The sequence below is a fragment of the Brucella pseudogrignonensis genome, assembly GCF_002252525.1.
Lineage (GTDB): Bacteria > Pseudomonadota > Alphaproteobacteria > Rhizobiales > Rhizobiaceae > Brucella > Brucella pseudogrignonensis.
In genome coordinates, this window is sequence record NZ_NNRM01000045.1 from 33868 (window position 1) to 58811 (window position 24944).

The following is a 24944-nucleotide window of genomic DNA, read 5'->3' on the forward strand; positions in this document are numbered from 1 at the left end:
CACAGGGTGCACACCGAATTGAAGGAGACCGTTCATGCTTGGACGATTCATTCTCAACTATCCGGATACAGCGCGCAGGCTTGGTGGCCTTGTGCTGTTCGCAATCACAATGGTGGCGCTCTATTCAATTGGCATTAGTGCACATTGGCTGGGTACAATAGTACCCCCGCTCGCAGAGTGGGTGAAGGAAAATCCCATTTTTGCGAGGGTTCTGTCGGCTTTTTCCATCTCTCTGATCCTGTTTCTGAACTGGAAACTGTTGAAGCGGCTATCGAGAAATCAGCAGGTTGTCGCGGTATGGACCGAACTCTTCGTCCTGCTGATGCTCTTCTTTTACTCGTTTGATCTGTCGTTCTCGTTTATCGCACGTAAGATCGGTTTCCTGATCACACAGGGAACGGTAACGACACTCTATATTTCCGCGATTTCCATCGTGATAGCGACCATCATTGCGCTTATCGGCGCGATAGCAAAGCTGTCGCAGAACGGTGTCATTTACGGTCTTTCGACGTTCTATACGTCGCTCTTTCGCGGTCTGCCGCTCCTGATGCAGATTTATATTATTTATCTTGGCTTGCCACAGATTGGTTACGTGATCGGTGCGATCCCTGCGGGCATCCTTGCGCTATCGCTCTGCTATGGCGCCTATATGACTGAAATTTTCCGTGCAGGTATTGAAAGCATTCCGCGCGGACAGAAGGAAGGTGCCACGGCACTTGGTCTCGGCTCGGCACAGACGATGTGGCTTGTCATTCTGCCGCAAGCCATGCGGATCATCATTCCACCAACAGGCAACCAGTTCATTGCGATGTTGAAGGACTCTTCGCTTGTTTCGGTGATCGGTGTTTGGGAGCTGATGTATGTTGCAAGAACTCAAGGCCAGACCGAGTTCAGACACATCGAAATGCTGATCACCGCTTCCATGATTTACTGGATGCTCTCCATCTCGTTCGAGTTTATTCAGTCCCGCATTGAGCGCTATTACGCCCGATATAATAAGCGATAAGTCGTGGCCAAACGTCGATGCGCCTTCTTTAAGGCGTGTCGTATGTCTCGCTCCGTCGAACCATTTTCTATTGGAAAGCCCTATGTCTGAAATGTCCCTTTTTTCGAAAGCTGAATTGCCTCGCCCGAGCCTTACAATTGAGGACGCTGCGGATATTCTTAGTTCAGTTTACGGGCTGAAGGGCGAATTGCGTGAGCTTGGTAGCCAGCAGGACCGGAACTTTAAGGTTGGCATTGCTGGTGAAAGCTATGTCCTCAAAATCAGCCGCAGCGAATATCCGCGCGTTGAACTCGAGGCGCAGAATGCGATTTTGCAGCATCTCGCTTCAAAACAGGACGATGGTTTCGATAGTTCATTTGTTATTCCCAAAGTCATCTCTTGCCGAAATGGCGAATTCATCGGTGCTGCTACCGTTGGAGCGGAAAATTATCATGTTCGTCTGCTGAGCTTTATCGAAGGCGAAACGCTGACGGCGCGCAAATATTTGAACGGCACTGCGATTGAAGCACTAGGTACCCTTGCAGGGAATGTCGCGTACGCTTTGGCAGATTTTTCGCATCCAGGCGCTGTGAAAAAATCACCGTGGGATCTGGCTTATGCTGAGGAGGCGATACCTTTCTTGCTGCAGGATAGTGATCCCAGCTCGGTTGCTGCCCCCATTATTGTGGCGATGAAACAGGTGCGAAAGCGGCTTGACCCTGTAAAGGCGGGGTTGCGTGTTCAGGTGATCCACCATGATATCACGGATGATAATGTTGTTGGCCGTAAAGAGATCTCGGGATCTGTCTTGCCTTATGCGGTAATTGATTTTGGGGATATGACGAAAAGCTGGCTGATTGCCGAGCTGGCGACAACATGTGCATCTTTGCTGCATCATGGAGACAGAGACCCTTTCTCGATTCTCCCTGCTGTGAAGGCGTTTCATGCCGTTTGTCCGTTGGAGAAAGAAGAGCTTGTCGCCCTCTGGCCTTTGATTGTCGCGCGCGCCTGCGTGTTGCTTGCAGCCTCGCATCAGCAACTTAGACTTGATCCGAGTAATAATTATGCAGCGGCCAATGCCGCACATGAACGGATCATCTTCGAGACAGCGACTTCAGTGCCATTCGAACTGATGGAAAAGGCAATATTCCTCGCGCTGAATATTGATCTCGAGGCCAAGCACCACGCCAATAGACAGTCTATCGTTCCGAGTTTCGATCTCAACTCTGCAACGCAAGTCGATCTTTCGATCGATAATTCCGGCTTCGTGGCTGGGAACTGGAATTCGAGCAATATAGAACAGCAAATTTTATTCGATGCCGCTCGTAAGACGGGATGTAGCCTGACGAGATATGGTGAGTATCGACTAACACGCACTCGGGTTAACAGCCGCACTGAACCAGAAAGCTTCGCACTGCATATTGCAGTTTGTCTCCCCGCAGGAACGGAAATAGTTGCGCCTTTCGATGGGAGTGCGGATTTTGCCGATGGGTCTCTCATTTTGCGAAATGGTGAGAGCAATCTGCATTTGAATGGCTTGGACATACGTGATGGATTAGCGCACTCGGTATCTTCGGGTGATGTGCTCGGTGTGGCTCGCAATGTTCAGGACGGCTTAGGCATCATTTACGTTCAACAGTCCGAAATTGTGTCTGATGCGCTGCCGCAATTCGCCAAACCATCGCAGGCTGCGGCATGGTCGGAACTTTGCCCATCTGCCGCAGGATTTCTCGGCTTATCTATCGACGCATCTTCAAAGGAACCCGCGTCACTGCTTGAGAAACGCTACAAAAGTCTTGCCGGTACACAGAAGCATTATTACGAAAATCCCCCGCAAATTGAGCGCGGCTGGAAAGAGCATTTGTTCGATACTGAGGGACGCGCATATCTCGATATGGTCAACAACGTGACCACTATCGGTCATGGCCACCCGCGCCTTGCAGAAAATGTTCATAGGCAGTGGTTGAAACTCAATACCAATTCGCGCTTTCACTATTCGGAAGTGGCTGATTTTTCGGAAAGACTTGCGGATTTGGCGCCGGATGGGTTGGATACTGTTTTTCTGGTCAATAGCGGCTCTGAAGCAAATGATCTGGCATTGAGACTTGCCTGGGCATGGTCGGGTCGTCGCAATATTGTTTCGTTACTTGAAGCATATCATGGCTGGACGGTGGGGAGCGATGCAGTTTCAACATCAACTGCCGATAATCCCAATGCTCTTGGAACGCGGCCGTCATGGGTGCATGCGGTGGTCTCTCCCAATACCTATCGCGGGAACATGACTGCCGGACAATATATTGGGACTGTGCTCGATAAGCTTTCTGCGCTCGATGCATCAGGCGAGGAGCTTGCCGGCTTCATCTGTGAACCGATCTACGGGAATGCGGGCGGAATTCCACTGCCCACCGGCTATCTGAAGAGGGTCTATCAAGAAATCAGATCGCGAGGCGGGCTTTGCATCGCTGATGAAGTGCAGGTTGGTTACGGCCGTACAGGTCATCATTTCTGGGGCTTTGAGCAACAGCAGGTTGTGCCGGACGTCATTACTATTGCAAAAGGCATGGGCAATGGACATCCACTTGGCGCAGTGATTACGCGCAAGGAAATTGCTGATGCGCTGGAAAAGGAAGGCTATTTCTTTTCCTCTGCCGGAGGCAGTCCAGTCTCGTCAGTCGTTGGAAATACTGTTCTCGACATTATGGAAGATGAACAACTTCAGGCCAATGCACGTAAGGTAGGCGATCATCTCAAGGGGCGTCTGCAAGGTCTGAAACAGCAATATTCATTGATAGGTGCTGTTCATGGTATGGGACTTTATATGGGGTTGGAGTTTGTCAGGGATCATGTTTCGTTGGAGCCTGCTACCGAAGAAACGATGGCTTTATGTGACCGATTGCTTGAACTTGGCATCATCATGCAGCCCACGGGTGACCACCTGAATATTTTCAAGATCAAACCCCCTCTTTGCCTCACGCGAGAAAGCGCTGATTACTTCGCGGATACGCTGGAATCGGTACTGCAAGAGGGATGGTAATAAGAAAAACATAAGTGCCGCCAATGGGCCTTCAATGCTGTTGGAGACGCTGTGGTGGCGGATGGTAAGCATATGGCAAAAACTATTTTGCCATATGCTGATATCGGAATTGATGTCAGAACTTGCGACTAAAAATGCTCTGGCCAATACTGATTTTGAACTTCCTACGAAATATTTTTCAGTGCTTCTGCTGCGTCACCATCGATTATAAGCCCATTGACGATGCCACTTTTAAGCAGCGCTTTAGCTGCCACTGCCTTTTCTTGACCAGCAATGAGTAGGACGACTTGAATTTTCTGCAGTTCTGAAAAGCCGAGGGCAATCGTACGTCGATTCATTTCGTGGTCAATTTGATGCCCGTCCTCATCGAAGAAGATGCCGTTTGTATCACCAATTGCGCCTGCAGCTCGAAGGCTTTCGAGTTCTGCTTTGCTCAACATGTTTTGGCGACGCAGCAGTGAATCCTCGGTCAACTCGCCGGCGCTGATGAAGCATACCGAGGCCGTCCGGGCTATTTCCATGGCATGGGCAACAGAGCGCTGAGAAATCAATACTTTTCGGTCCTCAGCAGAATCGGCGATAAATGGTACGGGTAGAAAAAAGCCCTGGCCACCTGTGCGTCGTGCGAGCATATGCACAACTTCGAACGGGTTATAAGCAGAGTTTGCTGTCAAAGACCCCATAACTGAGATGAAGCGCGCTTGTGGCGAACGCACACCCGCAAGTTGTAATGTCATCTGCTCGATAGTTCGACCCCAACCGGTTCCGATGGTCGCTTCCTGATTATCCGCGAGGAAGTCCTTTAGGTAAGTTGCTGCAGAAACGCCAACGGCACGAAAGGAAACCTGTTTGCGGATCTCGGATGCGGTGTCATCGTTTGCATCGAAGCCAAATGGCGGTGTCGAAATACAAAAATCGAGCTCATACCGCCGCATAAGTTCATTTTCCAAAGGCAATGTTCCTGCATTCTGATGGTCTATCGATATGCTGACAAGGCCGCTTTCTCTGGCCTCTCCGAGGATTTTATTGACGCGCGCACGCGTTAATCCCAGTCTTAAAGCAGTCGCCTCCTGGTTGAATCCTCCAACGTAATAGAGCCATGCCACGCGTACCATTAGGCTGTCTTCAGATTCACTCATTCGTCCCTCACTTCAATCACCGATCAAATTACAAATGTAATTCTATTTGACATTTGTAATTTGCCGACGCTTAATACCAAACATTCTGGCGGACAAGAGCGCGAAAGAGCGAACGGGTCAATTGGAATGCGGAGCTGAAGCATTAGCGGAATGAAAACATCTTTCTCTGGAGGAGCAGGGACCGATGGCGCGTATCGCGGCAGTTCAGGAGGAGTAGCAGGTCAGTGCGGGGCACGGCTTTTATTCGTGCATGAGGTCAAGTTCAACAATTTGAAGTTGCGCAGTGGATGCAACCACGCCGCTTCGGGGAGGAATGATGGGATCAGGATTTATCAAGAAAACTGTTGCTGTTGCAGCCATGGCCGTGCTGATGGGCACCGCTAGCGCATCGGCGACGAATGTTGCCTGGGTGCATTCCAATGCTGCCGCGCAGTCTGAGCAACGCGCCAAGGCGGGTTTCGACGCCTGGCTGAAGGATACCAATAAAGATTGGAATATCAGTGTGCTGGATAGCGGTGGTTCAGGCGAGCGTACCGCTTCTAATATTCAGGATGCAGCATCGCGCGGCGTTGATGCAATAATCGTGAGCATGTCCGACTTGCGTGCATCGCGTGCCGCTATCGATTCAGCTGTTGCCGCGAAAATTCCGGTCTTCGCGATCGACAGCGGACAGGTTGATGGCGTTCTCGTCGATGTCACCACCAATAATTGGGCAATGTCAGCGAGTGTATCGCCTTATCTGCTCAATGAAATGGGTGGTAAGGGCAATCTCATCTTCTTGCGTATGGCAGAACATCACGGCACGCGTAAGCGTGGTGATATCATGGCTACGGTGTTGAAAGAGTATCCGGAAGTGAAGATCCTTGCGGAGCACAACATCGATTATACCGCTTTCTTTGAAGACACGACCAGTTCCATGCAGGACTATGCTTCGCGGTTTGGTGAAGAAATCAATGCGGTTTGGGCTCCATGGGATGAACCAGCGCAGGCGGCAATCAACTCTCTGAATGCGGCTGGTCTTAAGAATGTCAAAGTCATTGGTATCGATGGCCATCCGCAAGCAATCGAGGAAGTCTGCAAGCCGGATAGCCTTATGATTGCAACGGTTTCCCAGCCTTTTGAAAAGATGGGCGCACAGACCGGTGAATGGATAGAAAGCATCGTCGTGAAAAAGGAAGATGCGGCAACGGTTATTCCGTCCAAGACCGTCTATCTCGATGCTCCGCTTGTTACAAAGCAGAACTGCAAGGACTTCCTCCCGAAGAAGTAGCTCCCCCAAGCCTGCAACTGGCCGGAACGAGACCGTTCTGCGTTCCGGCCTCTTTTAACTTGATACTTTAATTCGCGGGAGTTCTTCGATGGCCGTGAGCCTTTCGCAGATCGTCATGTCCTATCCTGGAACGCTGGCACTAGATCAGGTCAGTGCGGAATTCCGGTTTGATGAGGTACATGGCCTGATCGGAGAAAATGGTGCGGGAAAGACAACTCTTGTCAGCATTCTCGGTGGTAGTAAAAGCCCGACCTCTGGTAACATTACGATTGATGGTACTGAGGTTAAGCTGGCAAGCGCAGGTGATGCGCTTCGCAAAGGTATTGCGCATGTTTCGCAAGAAGGTAGCCTCGTTCCCGGATTGACTGGTGCGCAGAACATTCTATTGGGCGACGAGCCGCGCATGGGACTTGGCGTTATCGATAAACGAAAGCTTATCGTGCGGGCTGATGAATTGCTCAGGCGCTGGTTTCCGCAGGTGTCGATCGATCTCGATCAGCAGGTCGATATGCTGCCGATGGCAGATCAGAAAATTATCGAAATTGTGCGGGCTCTTCGCGGCAATGTTCGCCTGCTTATTCTTGATGAACCCACGGCAACATTGCCCGCGCGTGAAAAAGAAAGCCTTTGGCAGATCATCAAGACCTTACCGCAGCAAGGCGTTGGCATTGTACTGATCAGCCATTTTCTCTCTGAGATCAAAGCGCTGAGTGACCGTATAACTGTTCTTCGTGATGGAAGGCATGTAGCAACACTAGAGGCGGAAAATTCAAGTGAAGCACAACTTATAGACCTGATGCTTCAGCGTTCGGGCGGTAAGAGTGCTGCCGAGCAGGATGTCAGGCAAACACGCAACCTCGGCCCAGTGGTTATGGAAGTCAGCGACTGGCAGGCTGGTGGCGTGAGTGTCGATAATTTCGCCATCCGTTCCGGTGAGATTGTCGGGCTTATTGGCTTGACGGGGGCAGGGCATTTTGGCTTTGCGCGGTCGCTTTACACAGCAAGTGGGCAGACCGCCGGAACCTGTCGTTTTGATGGCACTTCCATCACCAGAGTTGATGCGAGAACCATGCAGAAGAAGGGCGTGGCGCTTGTGCCCGACCATCGCATGGAAAATGCACTGATTGGCGATTGGGATGTGCGCGAAAATCTTGCGATGGTCCACCCATCATACGCAACTTTGGGCGGCACGGGCGTATTGTCCATGCGCCGCGAGGCGAGCGAAGCGGACCGCACAATGCAGTTGATGAACGTCAAGGCACATTCACGAAGCCAGTTTGTGAAAGACCTGAGCGGTGGCAACAAACAAAAGGTTTCGATTGGCAAGCGGCTTTACGGCGCTGACGATCATTACCGGTTGATGATCTTCATCGAACCTACAGAGGGAGTGGATATCGGCGCCAAGCGCGAGATTCATGCGCAGATGCGCAGACTTGCCGAAAAAGGGATAGCCATTCTCGTAACCTCTTCCGACCTTCTGGAAATAGCCGACGTGGCAGACCGCGTCATCCCATTCGTGAATGGCAAGCCCGGTCCACAGATTGAGCGCAGCGCATTCTCAGAAGCGAAATTTATTGCCGCAATGGCAGGAGTTACCCAATGAATGCCCGATCTTCAGCGGTCTCACCGCAATCATCCCGTCATGCCCAGAGCTTCGGTAAAAAGCTCAAAGGCGAGTGGCTGCTGAAATACAGTACGCTCTTTGTGCTTTTCCTATTGTTTGCGGGCTTTTCACTGACCGTTGACCGCTTCCTCACGGCAAACAATCTGCTCAATATTATCCAGCAGATTTCGATGCTTACCATCGTTGGTGCAGGCCTGACATTTGGCTTTGCAGCGCGAGAAATGGACCTTTCGGTCGGTTATATGGTTGGTATGGCAGGCATTCTGGTACCGCTGATGCTGGTTGCCGGATTTCCGTTGCCAGTTGCTTTGCTTGCTGGTCTTGGTGCCGGTCTGGTCGTCGGTTCGGTCAATGCCGCACTGGTTACGCTGGTGGGGGTTCCGTCACTGATCGCCACGCTTGCGATTGGCTCTATTCTCTACGGTATCAATTTTCTGATGACGGGCGGACGAGCAATTTATGGCGGGCTTCCTGCAAGTTATCTCTGGCTTGGCCAGGGACAACTCTTTGGCATCCCGGTGCTTGCCTATGCCATGGTGATTGTTGTTTTCGTGGCCTGGTTCCTGATGGAGCGAACCGTTTTCGGTCGTTACATTTATGCGGTGGGCGGAAATCTTAAAGCAGCGGAGCTTTCTGGCGTGAATGGTCGCTTCTATCGCGCTGCCGCTCTTGTGGTCTGCTCAATTTTTGCAGCTGTTGCAGGTGCGCTTCTTGCAGCGCGCTTGGGGTCCGGTCAGCCCAATGCAGGCGAACGTTATCTGCTTGATGGTCTTGCTACAGTATTTATTGGAATGACCATGTTCCGTCCGGGTACTGCAACAATTGCAGGGACCTTCTTCGGCGCGCTTTTCATCGGCGTCATCAATAACGGCCTTAACCTTATTGGCATGGACACATACATCCAGAGCATCGTGAAGGGCCTTATCATTCTCGTGGCGGTCGCAGTCGTTTCGCGAACCACCAAACTGAAGCTCCTTTGAGGAACTGCGTTAGGCATTGAACCAAACATCATGAAAAACTTGAAACAGACAAGTCTGTCGGAGGCGCGCGTGCAAAATCCGAGTAACTCTAATCTTCTCGAACTATACCGGACGATGCGGCGTATCCGCACCTTTGAAGAACGCGTTGGTGAATTGTTCGTACGTGGCCAGACGGCGGGTTCGATGCTTCACCTTTCCATTGGTGAAGAGGCAGCCGCTGCCGGTGTATGTGCTGCTATGCAGCCGCAGGACACTTTCACAACCCATCATCGCGGCCATGGTATTTTTCTTGCGCGCGGTGCTGATCCCAAACAAATGATGGCGGAAATCGGCGGCAAGGAAACCGGTTACTGCCATGGTAAGGGTGGTTCCATGCATATTGCCGACATGGCGCTTGGACATCTTGGCGCCAATGCCATTGTTGGTGGTGGTATTCCATCCGTTGTTGGCGCAGGCCTTTCCAGCAAGTACCTCAAGAAAAACTCTGTCTCTATCGCCTTTTTTGGCGATGGTGCGATGCAGCAGGGCATTCTCTATGAGAGCATGAATATGGCAGCGCTTTGGGGCCTGCCGGTCGTGTTTGTTTGCATCAACAATCAATATGGCATGGGCACGCGTGTTGATCAGGCGACAGCCAATACAGCGTTTGACCAGCGCGCGCATGCATTCGGTCTTAACGGTGCAGTCGTGGATGGTATTGATGTTGAAGAAGTAAAAAGCGTTGCGCAGGGACTGATTGATGATGCTCGCCTTGGCAAGCCAGGTTTCCTGTCAGTGACCTGCTACCGTTTCTTTGGTCATGCGCGCATGGACAAGAGTCCATATCGCGCGGAAGCGGAAGAGACAGAAGGTCGGAAAAAAGATCCGGTAAAGTTCACACGGGATAGGCTGATTTCGGAAGGTTTGGCACCAGAAACTGACCTCGACGCGATGGATAGTGGCATCACGGCCGAAATGGATGCGACTATTGATTTTACCGTGGAATCCAAAGCGCCTCCACTCACTTCCATGTTCAGAGATGTCTATGCGGTTGGCGAACCAGAGCCGGAACCCGTCCGCACTCGTATTGATCGCGTACTTTCCAGGGATGAAGCATAATGGTTGCCATGACTTACCGCGATGCGCTGCGTAAGGCGCTGGATGATGCCATGGCTGAAGACAACACCATTGTTGTGATCGGTGAAGAAGTGGGCCGTTATGGTGGTGCCTACGGCGTTACAAAAGACTTGATCGGTAAATATGGAGCGGACCGGCTTATCGACACACCGATTTCCGAGCCAGCAATTATTGGTGCAGCCGTGGGTGCAGCAATGACCGGGCTGCGTCCTGTTGCTGAACTGATGTATATCGATTTCCTTGGCATGACGATGGATCAGCTTGCCAATCAGGCTGCCAAAATCCGCTATATGTTTGGCGGACAGATTGGCGTGCCGATGGTTCTTCGCACGCAAGGTGGCACCGGTCGTTCGGCAGGCGCGCAGCATTCACAAAGTCTGGAAGCATGGATCATGCATACGCCGGGCCTTCGGCTTGCGATGCCTGCGACTGTACAGGATGCCTATCATCTGCTGCGCCAGAGCCTCACGAAACCTGATCCGGTGGTCTTCATTGAGCACAAAGCGCTGTATACTCGCAAGGAAGAGGTCGACCTTGATGCAGAGCCGCTGGAATGGGGCAAGGCAGCAGTACGGCGTACAGGTAAGGATCTCGTTATCGTCACTTATTCGCGCCAACTGCACTACGCGATGGATGCGGCTGAAAAACTTGCTTCCAAGGGTATTGAAGCGACGGTTATAGATCTTCGTACGCTCAACCCGCTCGATTTTGACACGGTGCGCGAACACGTTGAGCGTGTCGGCAAGGCCATGGTTGTATCCGAAGGCGTGATGACGGCGGGTGTAGCAGCAGAGCTTTCGGCACGCATTACGGAAGAGTGCTTCGATTATCTCGAACAGCCTGTCGTGCGGGTGGCGGGTGAAGACATTCCAATTTCAGTCTCGCAGGATCTGGAAGCCGGAAGTGTGCCGACAGCAGACCTGATCCGTTCGGTCGCAGAGAGAATGCTGTCATGACAGAACGTATTCTCAAAATGCCACGTCTGGGTGAAACGATGGAAGAAGGCAAGATTGTCGGCTTTCTCGTGAATCCCGGCGATAGTTTCAAACGTGGCGATTCAATCATCGAGATCGAAACAGACAAAACCGTTGCAGAGTTTCCAGCTCTTGGGGACGGTACACTGCATGAGTGGATCGGATCTGTTGGAGATCATGTGGTGGTTGGTGCGCCGCTGGCGCGTATCGACATAGGCGTTGGTCCCGACTGGACGGATGAGGGCGGTGAAAGCACACCTGTTTCGGAAGAGTCCACTGACGATTTTGTTGTAACTGAGCTGGATATGCCCCGCCTCGGGGAAACGATGGAAGAGGGGCGCATTGTCCGTTGGCTAAAGGCTGCAGGCGATAGCTTCGAGCGTGGCGAAGCCGTTCTCGAAATTGAAACAGACAAGACGGTCGCAGAATTTCCTGCGCTGGTCGGCGGTAAGATCGTCGAAATCCTGCGTCAGAAAGGCGACATGGTAACGGTTGGCGGCGCTATAGCTCGCATCGAGGTTGCCGGATGCCCCCGCCGTTGAAACAGTTGCAGCATCAGCTGTGCCAATAGTGTCTAGCGCAGCTGTTGCAAGACAAGCGGGAAGGGATAAGCGTGTTCGTGCGACACCCCTTGCACGCCGGATAGCGCGTGACAAAGGCATCGATATCCAACTTCTATCCGGTACTGGTCGCAGGGGGCGTATTGAAAAAGAGGACGTACTCGCTGCCTCCGGTAATACTCTGCCAAAAGGTGATATACAGTTTGTCGAACTTGGACGTGGGCGCGTTGCCTATAGCGACCAGGGTTCAAAGGATGCGCCGACCTTCCTGCTTCTGCATGGATTTTCTGGAGATCGCACCACATGGAGTGGTATCGCTTCAGGTTTGCGCCGGGCAAATTTCCGCGTTATTGCGCCCGATCTTCCCGCGCATGGTCTGACAACGATTGAAGCGGGGCATATCGATCAACTAAGCGATTTTCTCTCGGAGTTTCTCGACGCATTGTCCGTTAAGAACGTTCATGTAGTCGCTCACTCCCTAGGCGCTCTTGCAGCAACGGAGTTTGCACAGACCCATGCTCAGCGTGTTTCGGGGCTAACGCTTATTGCGCCAGCTGGTCTTGGTTCCGAAATCGATGCAAGTTTCATTTCCGGCATGGCGAATGCCACGACAGCTGGTGAGGTGACGCATCTGCTCAGGCGCGTTGCGGCCAAACCTGTTGAGCTTTCGCCCGAACTTGCGGCCGACTTTGCGCGCACAATGAGCAAAGGCCGTCTCAAGGCACTTGCGGAAACCATTATCGGATCATCAGGGCAACGTATCGATATTATCACATCACTGGATAAGCTTTTGCGTTCAATGTCCGTGAGAGTTCTTGTTGGTCTTCAAGACCGCATTATCCCGTGGCAGCAGGTGACATCGTTGCCACCTTCAGCGAGTGTCCATTTCTTCGCTCAATCCGGCCATATGCCGCAATGGGATCAAACGAAAGATGTGCTGGATCTCATCTTGAGCTCTACAGGAGAGGCCGATGACTGATGTAAAAGCAAAACTCAAAGAAGCTCAATCACGGCTTGGTGCTTTTGCCAAGGCAACGCCCGAGCTCATGTCAGGCTTTGCCAAGGTCAGCAAGACAGCAACTGCTGCGGGTCGTTTCTCCTCCGCTCAACGTGAGTTGATTGCGGTGAGCATTGCTGTCGCCAAAGGGTGCGAGGACTGCATTCTATATCATGTCGATGCCGCTATCCGCCATGGTGCAGCAGAAGTGGAACTGCTCGAAGCATTGGAAGTAGCTGTCGAAATGGGAGGCGGTCCAGCAGTTATGTATGCGGGCAAAGCACTCGAGGCATTTCGCAATTTGAGTTGAGTTTAGGGCAAAGCAAAGGTTGGAGGCGCTTTTGCATTTGCTTCGGGAGGAATTGAATGGCTTATTTTCTCACCGCCGACGGAGGCACGGAAAGTATCCGCGCGCGGGTTTACGATTTGTCGGGCGTATGCCTTGCCAGTGCTGCAGTTCCATATGAAACCAAGTTTTCCAGCGGTGCACGAGCTGAACAAAATCCAGAAGATTGGTGGAGCTCCTTCGTTCAGGCCGCACGCAAAGCGATATCAGAATCCGCAATTGATCCGGCTGCGATCGAAGCGATAACGCTTGCCACAACAAGCTGCACGGTTGTTGCGCTCGACGCTGACGGAAAGCCTCTGCGTCCATCGATTATCTGGATGGATGTTCGCGCTAGCTCAGAAGCGGAAGCTGTATTGGCGACGGGCGATCAGGCGCTCAAAGCCAATGGCGGTGGCCAAGGGCCTGTCTCGGCGGAATGGATGATCCCCAAGGCACTCTGGATTGCACGCAATGAGCCGGAGATTTTCGCGAAGGCCGAAACGATCTGCGAGTATCAGGATTTTATGACTTTGCGCCTGACTGGCGAAAAAGCAGCAAGTCTCAACAACGCGTCGCTGCGCTGGCATTATTCGACTGATCGTGGCGGGTTCCCCACGACGATGCTGCAAAAACTGGGGCTTGAAACCTTATTGCATAAATGGCCATCGCGCGTGGTCGCGCCGGGCGAGGTAGTCGGTACGCTTTGTACGTCCGCCGCCTCCGAACTTGGTCTCAGCCAGACGGTGAAACTGGTTCAGGGTGGGGCTGATGCACTGATTGGCATGATCGGCCTTGGTGTTGCCAAACCCGGTCAACTTGCTCTGATAACCGGGTCGTCGCATCTGCAGTTTGGTGTTTCGGACAAACCACTCCATGCCCCCGGCATTTGGGGGAGTTACCCGGATATGCTCTATCCGGGGCGCTACGTGATTGAAGGTGGCCAAACATCAACCGGTTCGATTATCGCATGGCTGGGCCGCATGATGAACGGTACAATGGATATGGAAGCATTGAACCGTAAGGCTGCGGCTCTTGAGCCGGGGGCGGACGGACTTCTGGTGCAAGACCATTTTCAGGGCAATCGCACGCCTTATACTGATGCCCTGTCGCGTGGGGCAATTGTCGGTCTGACACTTGCACATGAGCCGCATCATATTTTCCGGGCAATCATGGAAGGCATCAGTTTTGGTACTCGCGCAATTCTCGATGCCATGGGAGATGCTGGTTATCGCGGACAGGAAATCACCGTTGGCGGCGGAGCAAGTGCCTCTCCGCTCTGGTTGCAGATACATGCTGATACGGCTGGCTTGCCTGTTTGTGTGCCGCAGTCACGCGATGCGCCATCGGTGGGAGCTGCGGTTTTGGCGGCCCATGGTGCGGGATATTTCGCCACTATCGATGACGGAATCGCCGCGATGGTGAAGCCCGGAACGCGTATAGAACCGCGTCCGCGCGAAGCAGCGATCTATAACGAGATTTACCAGCAGTATCGCGCTTTGTACCCGGCGCTGAAATCTGTTCACGCGGCCTGAAATCAATTGGGGAGAGACCATTGCTCAGGGATTTCGAACTTACAGATAAGCTTGCAGTCATTACCGGTGGAGCCAAAGGCATAGGCCGCGCTATTGCGCAGTTGTTCGTTGAAGCGGGAGCAACTGTTATCATAACCGATCGTGATGAAGCGGCAGGTAAGGCGGCTGTTGCAGAGCTCAACACGTTAAGAGCTGCCTCGGCTAGTCTTTATATCCTTGATGTAACGGACAAGGATGCAGTCGAACGCACTGCAGAAGCTATTTCCCGCCAAAATGGTTGTCCGCATATATTGGTGAATAATGCGGGCATCGTCAAAAATGCCCCGGTCGCCGAAACTGCGGAAGCTGACTGGCGAGCCGTAATCGATGTCAATTTAAATGGCGTATTCTTCTGTGCGCAGGCGTTCGGAAAGCGTATGGCTGCAGCCGGCCGTGGTGCGATCGTCAATATTTCATCCATGTGCGGTGAGATCGTTGTCTATCCGCAGCCGCAGGTCGCGTATAATGCTGCTAAGGCAGGTGTTAATCTCATCACCAAATCGCTTGCAGTCGAATGGGCAAAGCATGGCGTGCGCGCAAACGCGGTCGCGCCCGGCTATACGGCGACTGAGCTCACTCTTGCAGGTTGCAGCAACGAAGAGTGGTTTTCGAAATGGCTTGCCATGACACCCCAGGGACGGCTCGGCGAACCGCGTGAAATCGCAAATGCTGTTCTGTTTCTCGCATCCGATGCGGCGAGCTTCGTAACCGGCACGGTGTTGACCGTTGATGGCGGCTATACTGCCCTTTAATTTCTGGAGGATGAAATGACCGAACAGGCAAAAATAGCACTGGTTACAGGTGCCAGTCGTGGAATTGGACGTGCGATCGCTGTTGGTATGGCCAAACGCGGTTTTGATATAGCCATCAACGATATTGAACGTCAGAAAGATGCAATGCAGGACGTTGCAAAAGAAATAGAAGCGAGTGGTCGCCGCGTCTTAACTGTCTATGCCGATGTTAGTAATAAAACCGACGTTGAAACCATGGTTCAGAAGACGGTTGAAAAGTTTGGCCGCATCGATGCTGTCGTGAACAATGCAGGTATCCTGATTGCAAGCGACGTCGAACATCTTAAAGAAGAACATTGGGACAGCGTTCTTGATGTGAATGCCAAGGGCACATTTCTGGTTGTTCAGGCCGTGTTACCATTTATGAAGAAACAGAATTACGGTCGTATCGTGAATATCGCATCGATTGGCGGCAAGCATGGCGCGCCGGAACAAGCACATTATTCTGCCTCAAAGGCTGCTGTTATGGGTTTCACGCGCGTATTGGCGCAAGAGGTTGGAACGTTCGGTATCACTGCAAATTGCATTTGCCCCGGCATAATACTCACCGATATGGGCCGCGTTAATCTAGACGATATTGCGGTGCGCGAGACATGGCAGGAAAAAACAGCCATGCGACGGATCGGTGATCCTGAAGATGTAGTAGGGCCGGTTGCATTTCTCGCTTCGGATGATGCAGCTTTTGTTACCGGGCAAAGCCTGAATGTCGATGGCGGTATCGTGCTGAGCTAGCAGCGCTGCTGAAAACACCGATTAATTGCTGTCTGTGTGTTGGCGCTTAGCGAATAATGTTTGGCGGCGATATTTTACGCAAAGACTCAATTATATCGGGGCGCTGCTCTGCAACGGTTGCGACAATTGCTTCGGAAAGAGCGAAAATTGCCGAAGGCGAATTCGGCAAAAAGTCGCTTGTCGCGGTAGCATAAAGCACGACATCTGCCAAAGATGCGAGTGGCGATGTCGGGCTGTCCGTTAAAACCAATATCTTTGCATGTTTGGCGCGCGCAGCTTTTGTAAGCTCCAACGTGCTCTGAGAATATCTAGGAATGGATATGGCGATCACCACATCGTTCTTACTTATGGAGTTGATGATATTGCTTGAATAAGAGCTGGCACCGCGTAGCAGTGCGTTGGTGACGCTTTTTTCAGTATAAAGCGCCAACCCCTCTTCGAGATATGCGGCGGCGTAGTGACTGGCTCCGGTTCCAAGAATAATAATTCGTTGGGCCTGGAGTATGGACTGGATAAATTCGTCAGATGAGGTCTGATCAATATTTGATATGGTATCCTGCAGCTTTTCAACACTATCGATAAGCTGGCGGTGCAACGTCGATGTTTTACCAAGAGAGCCGAGATCATTTCCTTGAGAGTTGTGTTTATTGCCCGGAACTGCCTGGAAATCAGAAACGATCTTTTCTCGGAATTCACTGAAACCGCCATAGCCAGCTGTTCTGACGAAACGCGTAATTGTGGCTGTTGAGCTGCCGCTAGCCTCAGCCACACCTTCAATTGACATGGCGACTACATCCAGAGGTCGCGTCAACACAAAATCCGCGATCTTCTGATGCGACTTGCTGAGAGACGGATAAACCTCTGCTATTCGCTGCGCAAATTCGGACTTGGGACTCAAAGTGTTGGCCATCGATAATTTCCGCCGTTGACGTCTAGAAATTTTCATATAATCTAAAAATGAAAATAATCACATCAAAAAGATGTTTACTCCAAGGGAACGAATATAATTATGTACAAAACGCTCTTGATAGCTAGCCTTTTTGCGACCACGGTTTTAGGCGGCGCTGCAACTGCTCAGACCCTTAAAGTCGCGCTTTCATCAGAAGCGACCGCTGTTGATCCGCATTACCATGATCTCACCCCGAATAATGCGCTCGCTGCGCATATTTTTGATAGCCTGACGCGTCAGGATGAGAAGCAGAAATTGCACCCGGCTCTGGCTGAATCCTGGGAGAATGATGGAAAAAACAAGTGGACCTTCAAGCTGCGTGAAGGTGTTACCTTCTCCGATGGAACGCCATTTACTGCCGATGATGTTGTTTTTACCTTTTGTCGGACACTAAAGAACGAAACCGCTGTTTCAGGTTCATTTGCTGATATCACGGCGAATTTCGAATCTGTAGAAGCACCTGATGCCAAAACTCTGATTATTACGACAAAGGTTCCTGAGCCGCTGCTTGCGACCTTCATGGGCACAGTGGGTATTTTAAGTTCTTCGATTGTTGACCATGGCAAGATCACATTCGACCCAGCCAACAATTGCGGTGTTACCAGTGCCTGGCCTGTTGTTGGTGATTTCAACGATGGCAAAAAGACGATCGGAACCGGGCCTTATAAGCTCAAGAATTATGTTAAAGGTTCTGCGATCGAGCTTGAACGCAATGACAAATATTGGGGCGAAAAGGAGCCATGGGAAAGTGTTCGATTCGTTCCTGTTCCTAATGCTGGAACGCGATTGGCTGGCCTGCTTGCCGGCGATTATGATCTTGTCGAAAACCCGGCAGCGCGTGATTTGACGCGTATCAAGGATGATAAGCGCTTCGTTGCAGAAGTTACCCCGACCACCCGCGTAATCTATTACCAGCTTGATGTTGGTCGTGCGCAAAGCCCTTTTGTGAAATCTGCCGACGGAAAAAATCCTTTGCAGGATGTGCGTGTGCGTGAAGCCATGTCGCTTGCAATTGACCGCAAAGCGATCATCGCCCGCCTGATGGACGGCGCCGCAGAACAGGCAAACGAATTCCTGCCAAAGGGCATGTTCGGCACATTGCTAGATGCGCCCGAACTTCGTTACGATCCAGCTGCTGCGAAAAAGCTGCTTGCCGAAGCGGGTTATCCGGACGGGTTCCAACTAACTATTTCAACGACCAATGATCGTTACATCAATGACAGCCAGATCACACAAGCCGTTGCACAATATCTGACCCAGATCGGCATTAAAACCGATGTGGACGCGATGACACGCGCGCTCTATTTCCCACGTCGTTCAAAGAAAGAACTTAGCGTTGCGATCGGTGGGTGGGCGTCGACCAGCGGCGAAGCATCATCATTCCTGCGTCAGTGGCCTGCATCTCCAAATGAAGCGGGTACAATGGGTGGCTCCAACTATGGTGATTACAAAAACCCTGCTTTCGACAAGCTGATTTATGAAGCTGTGGAAACAATGGATGACGACAAGCGCTCATCATTGTTGCAGCAGGCAACCACCGAAGTGCTTAAGGATTATGCTTTCATTCCACTGCACTTTGAAAGTGGCATCTGGGCACATAAAGCGGACATCAGCTTTACCGGTCGGTCTGACCAGTTCACGCTCGCAATGTCCGCAAAGCCAGCGAAGTAAATCTCTTCGTTAAGCATCATTCGGGTAAAATGTGATGACTGCATATGCTTTGCAGCGCTTGATCCAAAGCGCTCTGGTGCTGCTCGCCGTTTCGGTTGCCGTTTTCTTTGCCATCTATGGCATTGGGGATCCGATTGAGCTGCTTGTTCCACCGCAGGTCAGCGCCGCCGAAAGGCTGGCGCTGGTCAAAAGACTGGGGCTCGATTTGCCCGTCTGGCAGCAATATTTCACTTTCCTGGGCAATGCCTTGAGGGGTGATCTGGGTACATCCTTTGTGCATGGTGTGCCGGTTGTATCGCTAATCCTGGGTCGGCTTCCTGCTACCTTGGAGCTGGTGCTCCTGTCTATGACCTGTGCGACAATCGTCAGCGTCCCTCTTGGTCTATATGCGGGTCTCAATACAGAAAGTCGTTTCTCGCGCATTGTTATGGCTGGAACGGTCATCGGTTTTTCTCTTCCCAGTTTCTGGAAGGGAATGATGCTCATCCTGTTGTTCAGCGTGGTTCTTGGCTGGCTTCCGACTGCTGGACGAGGCGAGACTGTTGATATTCTGGGGTTCCATACCAGCCTGTTTACCCTTGATGGCTTGCGCCATCTCATTTTGCCAACGCTTAACCTCGCTATTCCAACATCAGCTCTGCTGGTGCGCCTTGTTGCAGCTGGAACTGCAGAAGCGACAACCCAGGACTATGTCAAATTCGCCCGTGCCAAGGGAGTGCGCCGTAAGCGCATCGTCTTCCGACATATCATGCGCAATATTCTCATTCCTGTCGTGACCGTTGCAGGCATTGAGTTTGGTAGTCTGGTGGCTTTCTCCACCATAACTGAAACCGTATTCTCGTGGCCGGGGATGGGCAAACTCCTAATCGATAGTATCTACCAACTCGATCGTCCCGTTGTCGTAGCTTACGTCATGCTCGCAACGTTGCTCTTTGTCGGCGTCAACTTCCTCGTGGACGTTCTATATGCGGCACTTGATCCGAGGGTGAAGCTTTCGGGAGAGATGGTATGACGAAACCGAACGTTCCCCATTTTGCCAATACACCTTTGCGTAAGCAGGTGCTCAAGCGCATCCGCAATAAGCCAACTATGCGTGGGGCAGCTATTCTGCTTGCATGTCTCGTTATCCTTGCGATTTTGGCGCCGTTCATCACCGTTCAGAACCCCTATGATCTTTCTTCCTTGAGTGTGATGGATAATCGCCTCCCACCTGGTTCATCCAGCATGACCGGTATGACCTACTGGCTTGGTACGGATGCGCAAGGGCGCGATATGGTCAGTGCAATTCTCTATGGTCTACGCACAAGTTTGCTGGTCGGGTTATTGTCCACTCTGGGGGCGATGATTATTGGTGTGACTGCTGGATTGTTTGCAGCCCAGATTGGTGGCTTCGTCGACACGATCATCATGCGCTTTGTCGATTTCATGCTTGGCTTTCCCTCGATCCTTGTCGCGCTTGTACTTCTGGCTTCAGTGGGGCGCGGAATAGATAAGGTGATTTTCGCCATTATCGTGGTTCAATGGGCGCAATATGCGCGCTTAATGCGCGCCTCCGCCATGGTCGAACGGCGCAAGGAATATATTGAGGCTGCTGTCAATTTCGGGTTGCCTACACGCCATATCATGTTGGCGCACCTCCTGCCGAACTCGGTCGGGTCTGTTCTTGTCATGTCCACAATCAGTATTGCAGGTGCCATAACATTAGAGGCCACCCTGTCATTTTTAGGTGTTGGTGTCCCCGTAACCCAGCCTTCACTTGGACTTTTGATTGCCAATGGCTTCGAGTATCTGCTGTCCGGTGAATACTGGATTGCAGTGTTCCCCGGTATCGCCCTGGTCCTTCTGATTATTTCGCTGAACTTCGTGGGCGATCGTGTTCGCCGCAGCTTCAATGTGAGGGCCAACGCATGACAGCGCTTCTTGATATTCAGGGGCTGCGGACTGTCTTTCATTTGCTCGGCGGTGCCTGGTCTGCAGTTGACGGAATTGATCTCAAAGTGGAGCGTGGCGAGATCTTATGCCTGGTGGGTGAGTCAGGTTCCGGAAAGTCCGTTACAGGCTTTTCCATCGTTCAACTGATCGATGCCCCCGGCGAGATTGTCGAAGGTAAGATACTCTTCAATGGATCCGATCTTCGTATGGTTTCGGACGAAGAATTGCGTTCGCTGCGCGGCGACCGCATTGCCATGATCTTTCAAGATCCGCTTTCCACGCTCAACCCTGTTCTTACTGTCGGAGAACAGATGCTTGAGGCAATTTTCGAGCATCGCAATTGTAGTCGTGAAAAAGCGCGCATAGAAGCGATGGATGCTCTGACAAGAGTTGGCATTTCTTCACCAGAAGCGCGGCTCAAACAATATCCGCATGAGTTTTCAGGCGGGATGCGTCAGCGCGTGGCGATTGCCATAGCCTTGCTTAATAGCCCTGACCTTATCATTGCCGATGAGCCAACTACCGCATTGGACGTCACCATACAAAGTCAGATCCTTTATGAGGTTCAGAAGCTTGCGCGCCAAACAGGAACAGCAGTCTTGTGGATTACGCACGATCTGGCTGTCGTCGCCGAGTTGGCTGATCGCGTTGCGGTCATGTATGCGGGGCAGATTGTTGAGAGCGGTTCGGTGGATGATGTGCTCGATAATCCCATGCATCCCTACACACTTGGCCTGTTGAGTTCTTCAACCGGCATGGTTCAGCCGGGCGAGCGCCTTCACCAAATCAATGGAAATGCACCCCGGATTGATGCACGACCATCGGGATGTCCGTTTAGAACGCGTTGTGATCGCGTTATCGACGTTTGCACAACGATTTATCCGGAAAAGCAGCATCTAAGTGATCATAGCTTCCGTTGCCACAACCCGGTTGCGACCCTGGAGGTAATCTCGTGAGCGACATTCTGTTCGAGATGAAGGGTGTGCGTAAATATTTTGAATCCAGAGCAACGACTGCGGAAAGACTACTCAGTCTTGCCGGTAAAAAGCAGCCAAATCGGCTTTTGCGTGCTGTTGATGGTGTTGATCTCAGTGTCCGGCAAGGTGAGGTTCTTGGGCTGGTAGGAGAATCTGGTTGCGGTAAGTCTACGTTGGCGCGCATGGCGACCGGCATCCATAAGCCGACTGCTGGCAACGTCATTTACAGGGACAAAAACGTCGCCGACTTACGGAACCGGGAAAAGCTCGACTTCCTGCTTAAAGTGCAGATGATTTTTCAGGACCCATTCGCATCGCTTGATCCAAGAATGAAGGTTCATGAGATTGTTGCAGAAGCGCTGAAGGTTCACAAACTAGCGCCAAAAAACCAGATATCTGGAATGGTAGACCGCGCACTGGAAGAGGTCGGTCTTGATATCGCTTATCGCGAACGCTATCCGCATCAATTTTCCGGTGGTCAGCGACAGCGTATCGGCATTGCGCGTGCGCTCGCTGTCAAACCGGATTTTCTTGTTTGCGATGAGCCTGTTTCTGCGCTCGACGTTTCTATCCAGGCGCAGGTCATCAACCTATTTATGGATCTGCGTGACCGATACGGCCTGACATATCTTTTTGTCAGTCATGATCTGGGTGTGGTTCGTCACATAAGCGACCGTATTGCGATCATGTATCTTGGCCGAATTGTTGAGATCGGCTCAGCCGCTGACATTTTTGCCAATCCAGCACATCCCTATAGCGCCGCGTTGTTGAATGCTAGCCCGTCTGTCAAACGGCGTAAGCGCAATTTTGAGCCGCTGAAGGGTGATTTACCTTCTCCACTTGCACCACCCAGCGGCTGTCCTTTCCACCCGCGCTGCGCACAGGCCATGTCCGTGTGCCGTGACCATCGTCCCGAGCTTAAAGAAGTCACCTCTCGTCAAAGTGTGGCGTGCCATTTGCATAATCTGGAGTTTCAATGATTACCTCTTCGCTTAATCCAGAAGTCGGGAGAAGCGTTTTGCCTTTTCTCGACAGGTTTCACCCTGATCGCCCATTGGAGGTAAACTTCTACCGACCAGCACACTATAAGCCGGGCAATCCTGTGGTTATTGTGCAGCATGGAATGCTACGCAACGGTGATGAGTACCGGGATTTCTGGATAGCTGCTGCTGAAAAACACGGGCTATTGATTGCTGCGCCAACCTTCTCGGATGCAGCGTTCCCGATGGCTGAAAGCTATAATAATGGGCTTGTTTTAGATTCGGTTGGACGGGTTCGTGACCAGCAGGAATGGTTGTATGGGGTTCCTGCTCGGGTGTTTGCTGCATTGAAAGCATCTGGAGCAACCGACCAGGACAGCGCTTACCTTTATGGCCATTCCGCAGGTGGACAATTTGCACATCGCCTGCTCGCAACACAGCCGACTTACCCTTTTTGTGCGGTCATCGCTGCAAACCCGGGTTGGTATACATTGCCAGATATGGAGCGATCCTTTCCTGAAGGGATGGGGGGAGTTGGTTTGTCCGATGAACAACTCGCGCGCTGGTTTGCCTATCCAATGCACATATTTGCTGGCGATCAGGATATCGTTGAAGACGATCCGAACCTTCCGTCTCAGCCCGAAGCATTAGCGCAAGGGCCTTCACGTTTTAAGCGCGCGCATTTTGTATATGCTTTTGCGATGGCGCAGGCCAAAAAGCGTGACCTGCCTTTCAATTGGAAACTAATAGACATTCAAGGTGTCGGTCATGACGGCGCTGCAATGTCTCGGGCTGCTGCAGCCTTTTGGTTTGAAGACAGAATTCCGCCTGCAAGTGAACTTGTTTTTGATGACGCAGCGCAGCTCTAGAAGCAGAAGTTGGAATGTGTGATGAATGCAAATAATCGAATAGACCTCTGGCAAAAAGTCGATGATGAAAAAGAACGACTAATCGAGCTGAGTGATCGCGTTTGGGGCATGCCGGAGGTGTGCTATACAGAATTTCGTTCCATGGCCGAACATAAAGCGGAGCTTCTGCATCATGGCTTTCGCGTCACGGAAGGGGTAGCAGACATTCCAACCTCCGTTATCGGTGAGGCGGGGCAGGGCGGACCAGTTATCGCATTTCTAGGCGAGTTTGATGCGCTTCCCGGTCTCAGCCAAGAGGCAGGCGTGGCCGAGTGCAGACCGTTGGAAGTTGGCGGCCATGGCCATGGCTGTGGGCATAATCTTCTTGGTTCTGGCGCTATGCTAGCCGCAATTGCGCTCAAGAATTACCTTGCCGAGAAAGGCATTGCTGGGCGCGTACGCTATTATGGTTGCCCTGCAGAAGAGGGTGGCGCGGCGAAAACCTTTATGGTTCGTTCAGGCGCATTCGACGACGTGGATGTTGCGATCTCATGGCACCCTTACAGTTTCTGGGAAGTTGCGCCAGCACTTTCTCTCGCGAACACGCGTGCAGATTTCACGTTCAAAGGGCGTGCAGCCCATGCCGCAGCTGCACCCCATTTGGGGCGCAGTGCGCTTGACGCGCTTGAGCTGATGAGCGTCGGCGTCAATTATATGCGCGAGCATATGCCATCTGACGCGCGAGTCCACTCTGCAATTCTTGATACAGGTGGTATTGCGCCGAATGTTGTCCAAGCAAATGCGCGTGTTCGATATTCAATCCGCGCAATGGAATTGCAGGACATGCATGATCTTGTTCATCGTGTGCATAAGATTGCGCAGGGTGCAGCCATGATGACTGAGACAACCGTCGAGATGAAAATAGTAAGCGCGGTATCCAATACGTTGGATAATAAGCCGCTGGAACACGCGCTCCACACGGCTATGGATGAATTGGGCGTACCCGATTTTGACAGTCAAGATCGTGCCTTTGCCCGTGAAATTCGGAAAACTTTCTCTGAAAAGGACATAGCCTCGGTCTATAAAGCGATAGGTTTGCCAATCACCGATGAGCCGCTCGCAAACTTCTTAACCCCCGAGAACACCAATCGTAAGCCATTCATCGGGTCGACTGATATAGGTGATGTGAGCTGGGTTGTCCCGACGGTTCAGGTACATGCCCCGACAGTCGCCATCGGCACGCCCTTTCATACGTGGCAGATTGTTGCCCAAGGTAAATCACCGGCAGCCCATAAGGCGATGGTGCATGCAGCAAAAGCGATGGCTGTTACTGGACTGAATGTAATAACCGACCCGCTTTTGTTGAAAAATGCGAAAGCAGCGTTGGCAGAACATACGTCCAGAACACCCTACATTTCCCCGCTTGGTTCGGATGTCTCGCCACCATTGGATATGTCACGCGGATAGGTTCTGTCCAAACTCGCAG

The 24944-nt window shown here is 51.8% G+C and carries 22 protein-coding genes; 20 read left to right on the top strand and 2 right to left on the bottom strand.

Annotated features, from left to right (window positions below):
• The first annotated feature begins 34 nt into the window (after positions 1–34).
• Entirely contained in the window at positions 35–1006 is a 972-nt protein-coding gene (locus CEV34_RS21290; protein WP_007879868.1) for an amino acid ABC transporter permease, read from the top strand.
• An 82-nt stretch (positions 1007–1088) separates the two neighbouring features.
• Positions 1089–4019 carry an aminotransferase gene (locus tag CEV34_RS21295; RefSeq protein WP_094544470.1) on the top strand — a complete coding sequence of 977 codons (2931 nt, stop codon included), beginning with the start codon at positions 1089–1091 and terminating at the stop codon, positions 4017–4019.
• A 164-nt stretch (positions 4020–4183) separates the two neighbouring features.
• Here the strand turns inward: CEV34_RS21295 and CEV34_RS21300 are convergent, their stop codons facing one another.
• Positions 4184–5158: a sugar-binding transcriptional regulator gene (locus tag CEV34_RS21300; protein WP_039860914.1), complete on the bottom strand. Its 975-nt coding sequence runs from the start codon at positions 5156–5158 to the stop codon at positions 4184–4186.
• A gap of 316 nt (positions 5159–5474) precedes the next feature.
• Between CEV34_RS21300 and CEV34_RS21305 the strand changes: the two genes are divergently transcribed.
• From CEV34_RS21305 to CEV34_RS21350, 11 genes are all read left to right on the top strand, one after another.
• Positions 5475–6428 (top strand): sugar ABC transporter substrate-binding protein, encoded by a 954-nt coding sequence (locus CEV34_RS21305; RefSeq protein ID WP_007879848.1) that lies wholly within the window; start codon positions 5475–5477, stop codon positions 6426–6428.
• A gap of 88 nt (positions 6429–6516) precedes the next feature.
• Positions 6517–8031: a sugar ABC transporter ATP-binding protein gene (locus CEV34_RS21310; RefSeq protein WP_094544471.1), complete on the top strand. Its 1515-nt coding sequence runs from the start codon at positions 6517–6519 to the stop codon at positions 8029–8031.
• Positions 8028–9032: an ABC transporter permease gene (locus tag CEV34_RS21315; protein ID WP_007879840.1), complete on the top strand. Its 1005-nt coding sequence runs from the start codon at positions 8028–8030 to the stop codon at positions 9030–9032. The genes CEV34_RS21310 and CEV34_RS21315 overlap by 4 nt, the downstream gene beginning before the upstream one ends.
• Before the next feature lie 30 nt (positions 9033–9062).
• The gene (locus tag CEV34_RS21320; protein WP_039860912.1) at positions 9063–10130 is read left to right on the top strand and encodes a thiamine pyrophosphate-dependent dehydrogenase E1 component subunit alpha; all 1068 of its coding nucleotides are present in this window, start codon (positions 9063–9065) and stop codon (positions 10128–10130) included.
• Positions 10130–11104, top strand: a complete 975-nt coding sequence (locus CEV34_RS21325; protein WP_007879831.1) for an alpha-ketoacid dehydrogenase subunit beta — start codon at positions 10130–10132, stop codon at positions 11102–11104. The genes CEV34_RS21320 and CEV34_RS21325 overlap by 1 nt, the downstream gene beginning before the upstream one ends.
• Positions 11101–11664 carry a biotin/lipoyl-containing protein gene (locus CEV34_RS27470; RefSeq protein WP_235819146.1) on the top strand — a complete coding sequence of 188 codons (564 nt, stop codon included), beginning with the start codon at positions 11101–11103 and terminating at the stop codon, positions 11662–11664. Before CEV34_RS21325 ends, CEV34_RS27470 begins: the two co-directional genes overlap by 4 nt.
• Positions 11665–11692: 28 nt before the next feature.
• Positions 11693–12661: an alpha/beta fold hydrolase gene (locus CEV34_RS27475; RefSeq protein WP_235819147.1), complete on the top strand. Its 969-nt coding sequence runs from the start codon at positions 11693–11695 to the stop codon at positions 12659–12661.
• A complete protein-coding gene (locus CEV34_RS21335) occupies positions 12654–12989 on the top strand; it encodes a carboxymuconolactone decarboxylase family protein (protein ID WP_007879827.1) in 336 nt (111 codons plus the stop codon). The genes CEV34_RS27475 and CEV34_RS21335 overlap by 8 nt, the downstream gene beginning before the upstream one ends.
• Positions 12990–13045: 56 nt before the next feature.
• Positions 13046–14539 carry an FGGY-family carbohydrate kinase gene (locus tag CEV34_RS21340; protein WP_007879825.1) on the top strand — a complete coding sequence of 498 codons (1494 nt, stop codon included), beginning with the start codon at positions 13046–13048 and terminating at the stop codon, positions 14537–14539.
• 20 nt (positions 14540–14559) lie between these two features.
• Positions 14560–15330: an SDR family NAD(P)-dependent oxidoreductase gene (locus tag CEV34_RS21345; protein ID WP_007879823.1), complete on the top strand. Its 771-nt coding sequence runs from the start codon at positions 14560–14562 to the stop codon at positions 15328–15330.
• Between the two features lie 15 nt (positions 15331–15345).
• A complete protein-coding gene (locus CEV34_RS21350) occupies positions 15346–16101 on the top strand; it encodes an SDR family NAD(P)-dependent oxidoreductase (RefSeq protein WP_094544472.1) in 756 nt (251 codons plus the stop codon).
• 46 nt (positions 16102–16147) lie between these two features.
• Here the strand turns inward: CEV34_RS21350 and CEV34_RS21355 are convergent, their stop codons facing one another.
• Positions 16148–17011 carry a MurR/RpiR family transcriptional regulator gene (locus CEV34_RS21355; RefSeq protein ID WP_007879819.1) on the bottom strand — a complete coding sequence of 288 codons (864 nt, stop codon included), beginning with the start codon at positions 17009–17011 and terminating at the stop codon, positions 16148–16150.
• Between the two features lie 99 nt (positions 17012–17110).
• Between CEV34_RS21355 and CEV34_RS21360 the strand changes: the two genes are divergently transcribed.
• From CEV34_RS21360 to CEV34_RS21390, 7 genes are read left to right on the top strand one after another with little or no spacing between them, the layout of a single operon-like run.
• Positions 17111–18721: an ABC transporter substrate-binding protein gene (locus CEV34_RS21360; protein WP_007879809.1), complete on the top strand. Its 1611-nt coding sequence runs from the start codon at positions 17111–17113 to the stop codon at positions 18719–18721.
• A gap of 34 nt (positions 18722–18755) precedes the next feature.
• Positions 18756–19733 carry an ABC transporter permease gene (locus CEV34_RS21365; protein WP_064321967.1) on the top strand — a complete coding sequence of 326 codons (978 nt, stop codon included), beginning with the start codon at positions 18756–18758 and terminating at the stop codon, positions 19731–19733.
• Positions 19730–20632, top strand: a complete 903-nt coding sequence (locus CEV34_RS21370; RefSeq protein ID WP_007879807.1) for an ABC transporter permease — start codon at positions 19730–19732, stop codon at positions 20630–20632. The genes CEV34_RS21365 and CEV34_RS21370 overlap by 4 nt, the downstream gene beginning before the upstream one ends.
• The gene (locus CEV34_RS21375; protein WP_007879803.1) at positions 20629–21609 is read left to right on the top strand and encodes an ABC transporter ATP-binding protein; all 981 of its coding nucleotides are present in this window, start codon (positions 20629–20631) and stop codon (positions 21607–21609) included. The genes CEV34_RS21370 and CEV34_RS21375 overlap by 4 nt, the downstream gene beginning before the upstream one ends.
• Positions 21606–22610 carry an ABC transporter ATP-binding protein gene (locus CEV34_RS21380; RefSeq protein ID WP_007879801.1) on the top strand — a complete coding sequence of 335 codons (1005 nt, stop codon included), beginning with the start codon at positions 21606–21608 and terminating at the stop codon, positions 22608–22610. Before CEV34_RS21375 ends, CEV34_RS21380 begins: the two co-directional genes overlap by 4 nt.
• The gene (locus CEV34_RS21385) at positions 22607–23479 is read left to right on the top strand and encodes an alpha/beta hydrolase-fold protein (RefSeq protein WP_039860908.1); all 873 of its coding nucleotides are present in this window, start codon (positions 22607–22609) and stop codon (positions 23477–23479) included. The genes CEV34_RS21380 and CEV34_RS21385 overlap by 4 nt, the downstream gene beginning before the upstream one ends.
• 21 nt (positions 23480–23500) lie before the next feature.
• The gene (locus CEV34_RS21390; protein ID WP_007879796.1) at positions 23501–24925 is read left to right on the top strand and encodes a M20 family metallopeptidase; all 1425 of its coding nucleotides are present in this window, start codon (positions 23501–23503) and stop codon (positions 24923–24925) included.
• Positions 24926–24944: the final 19 nt, after the last annotated feature.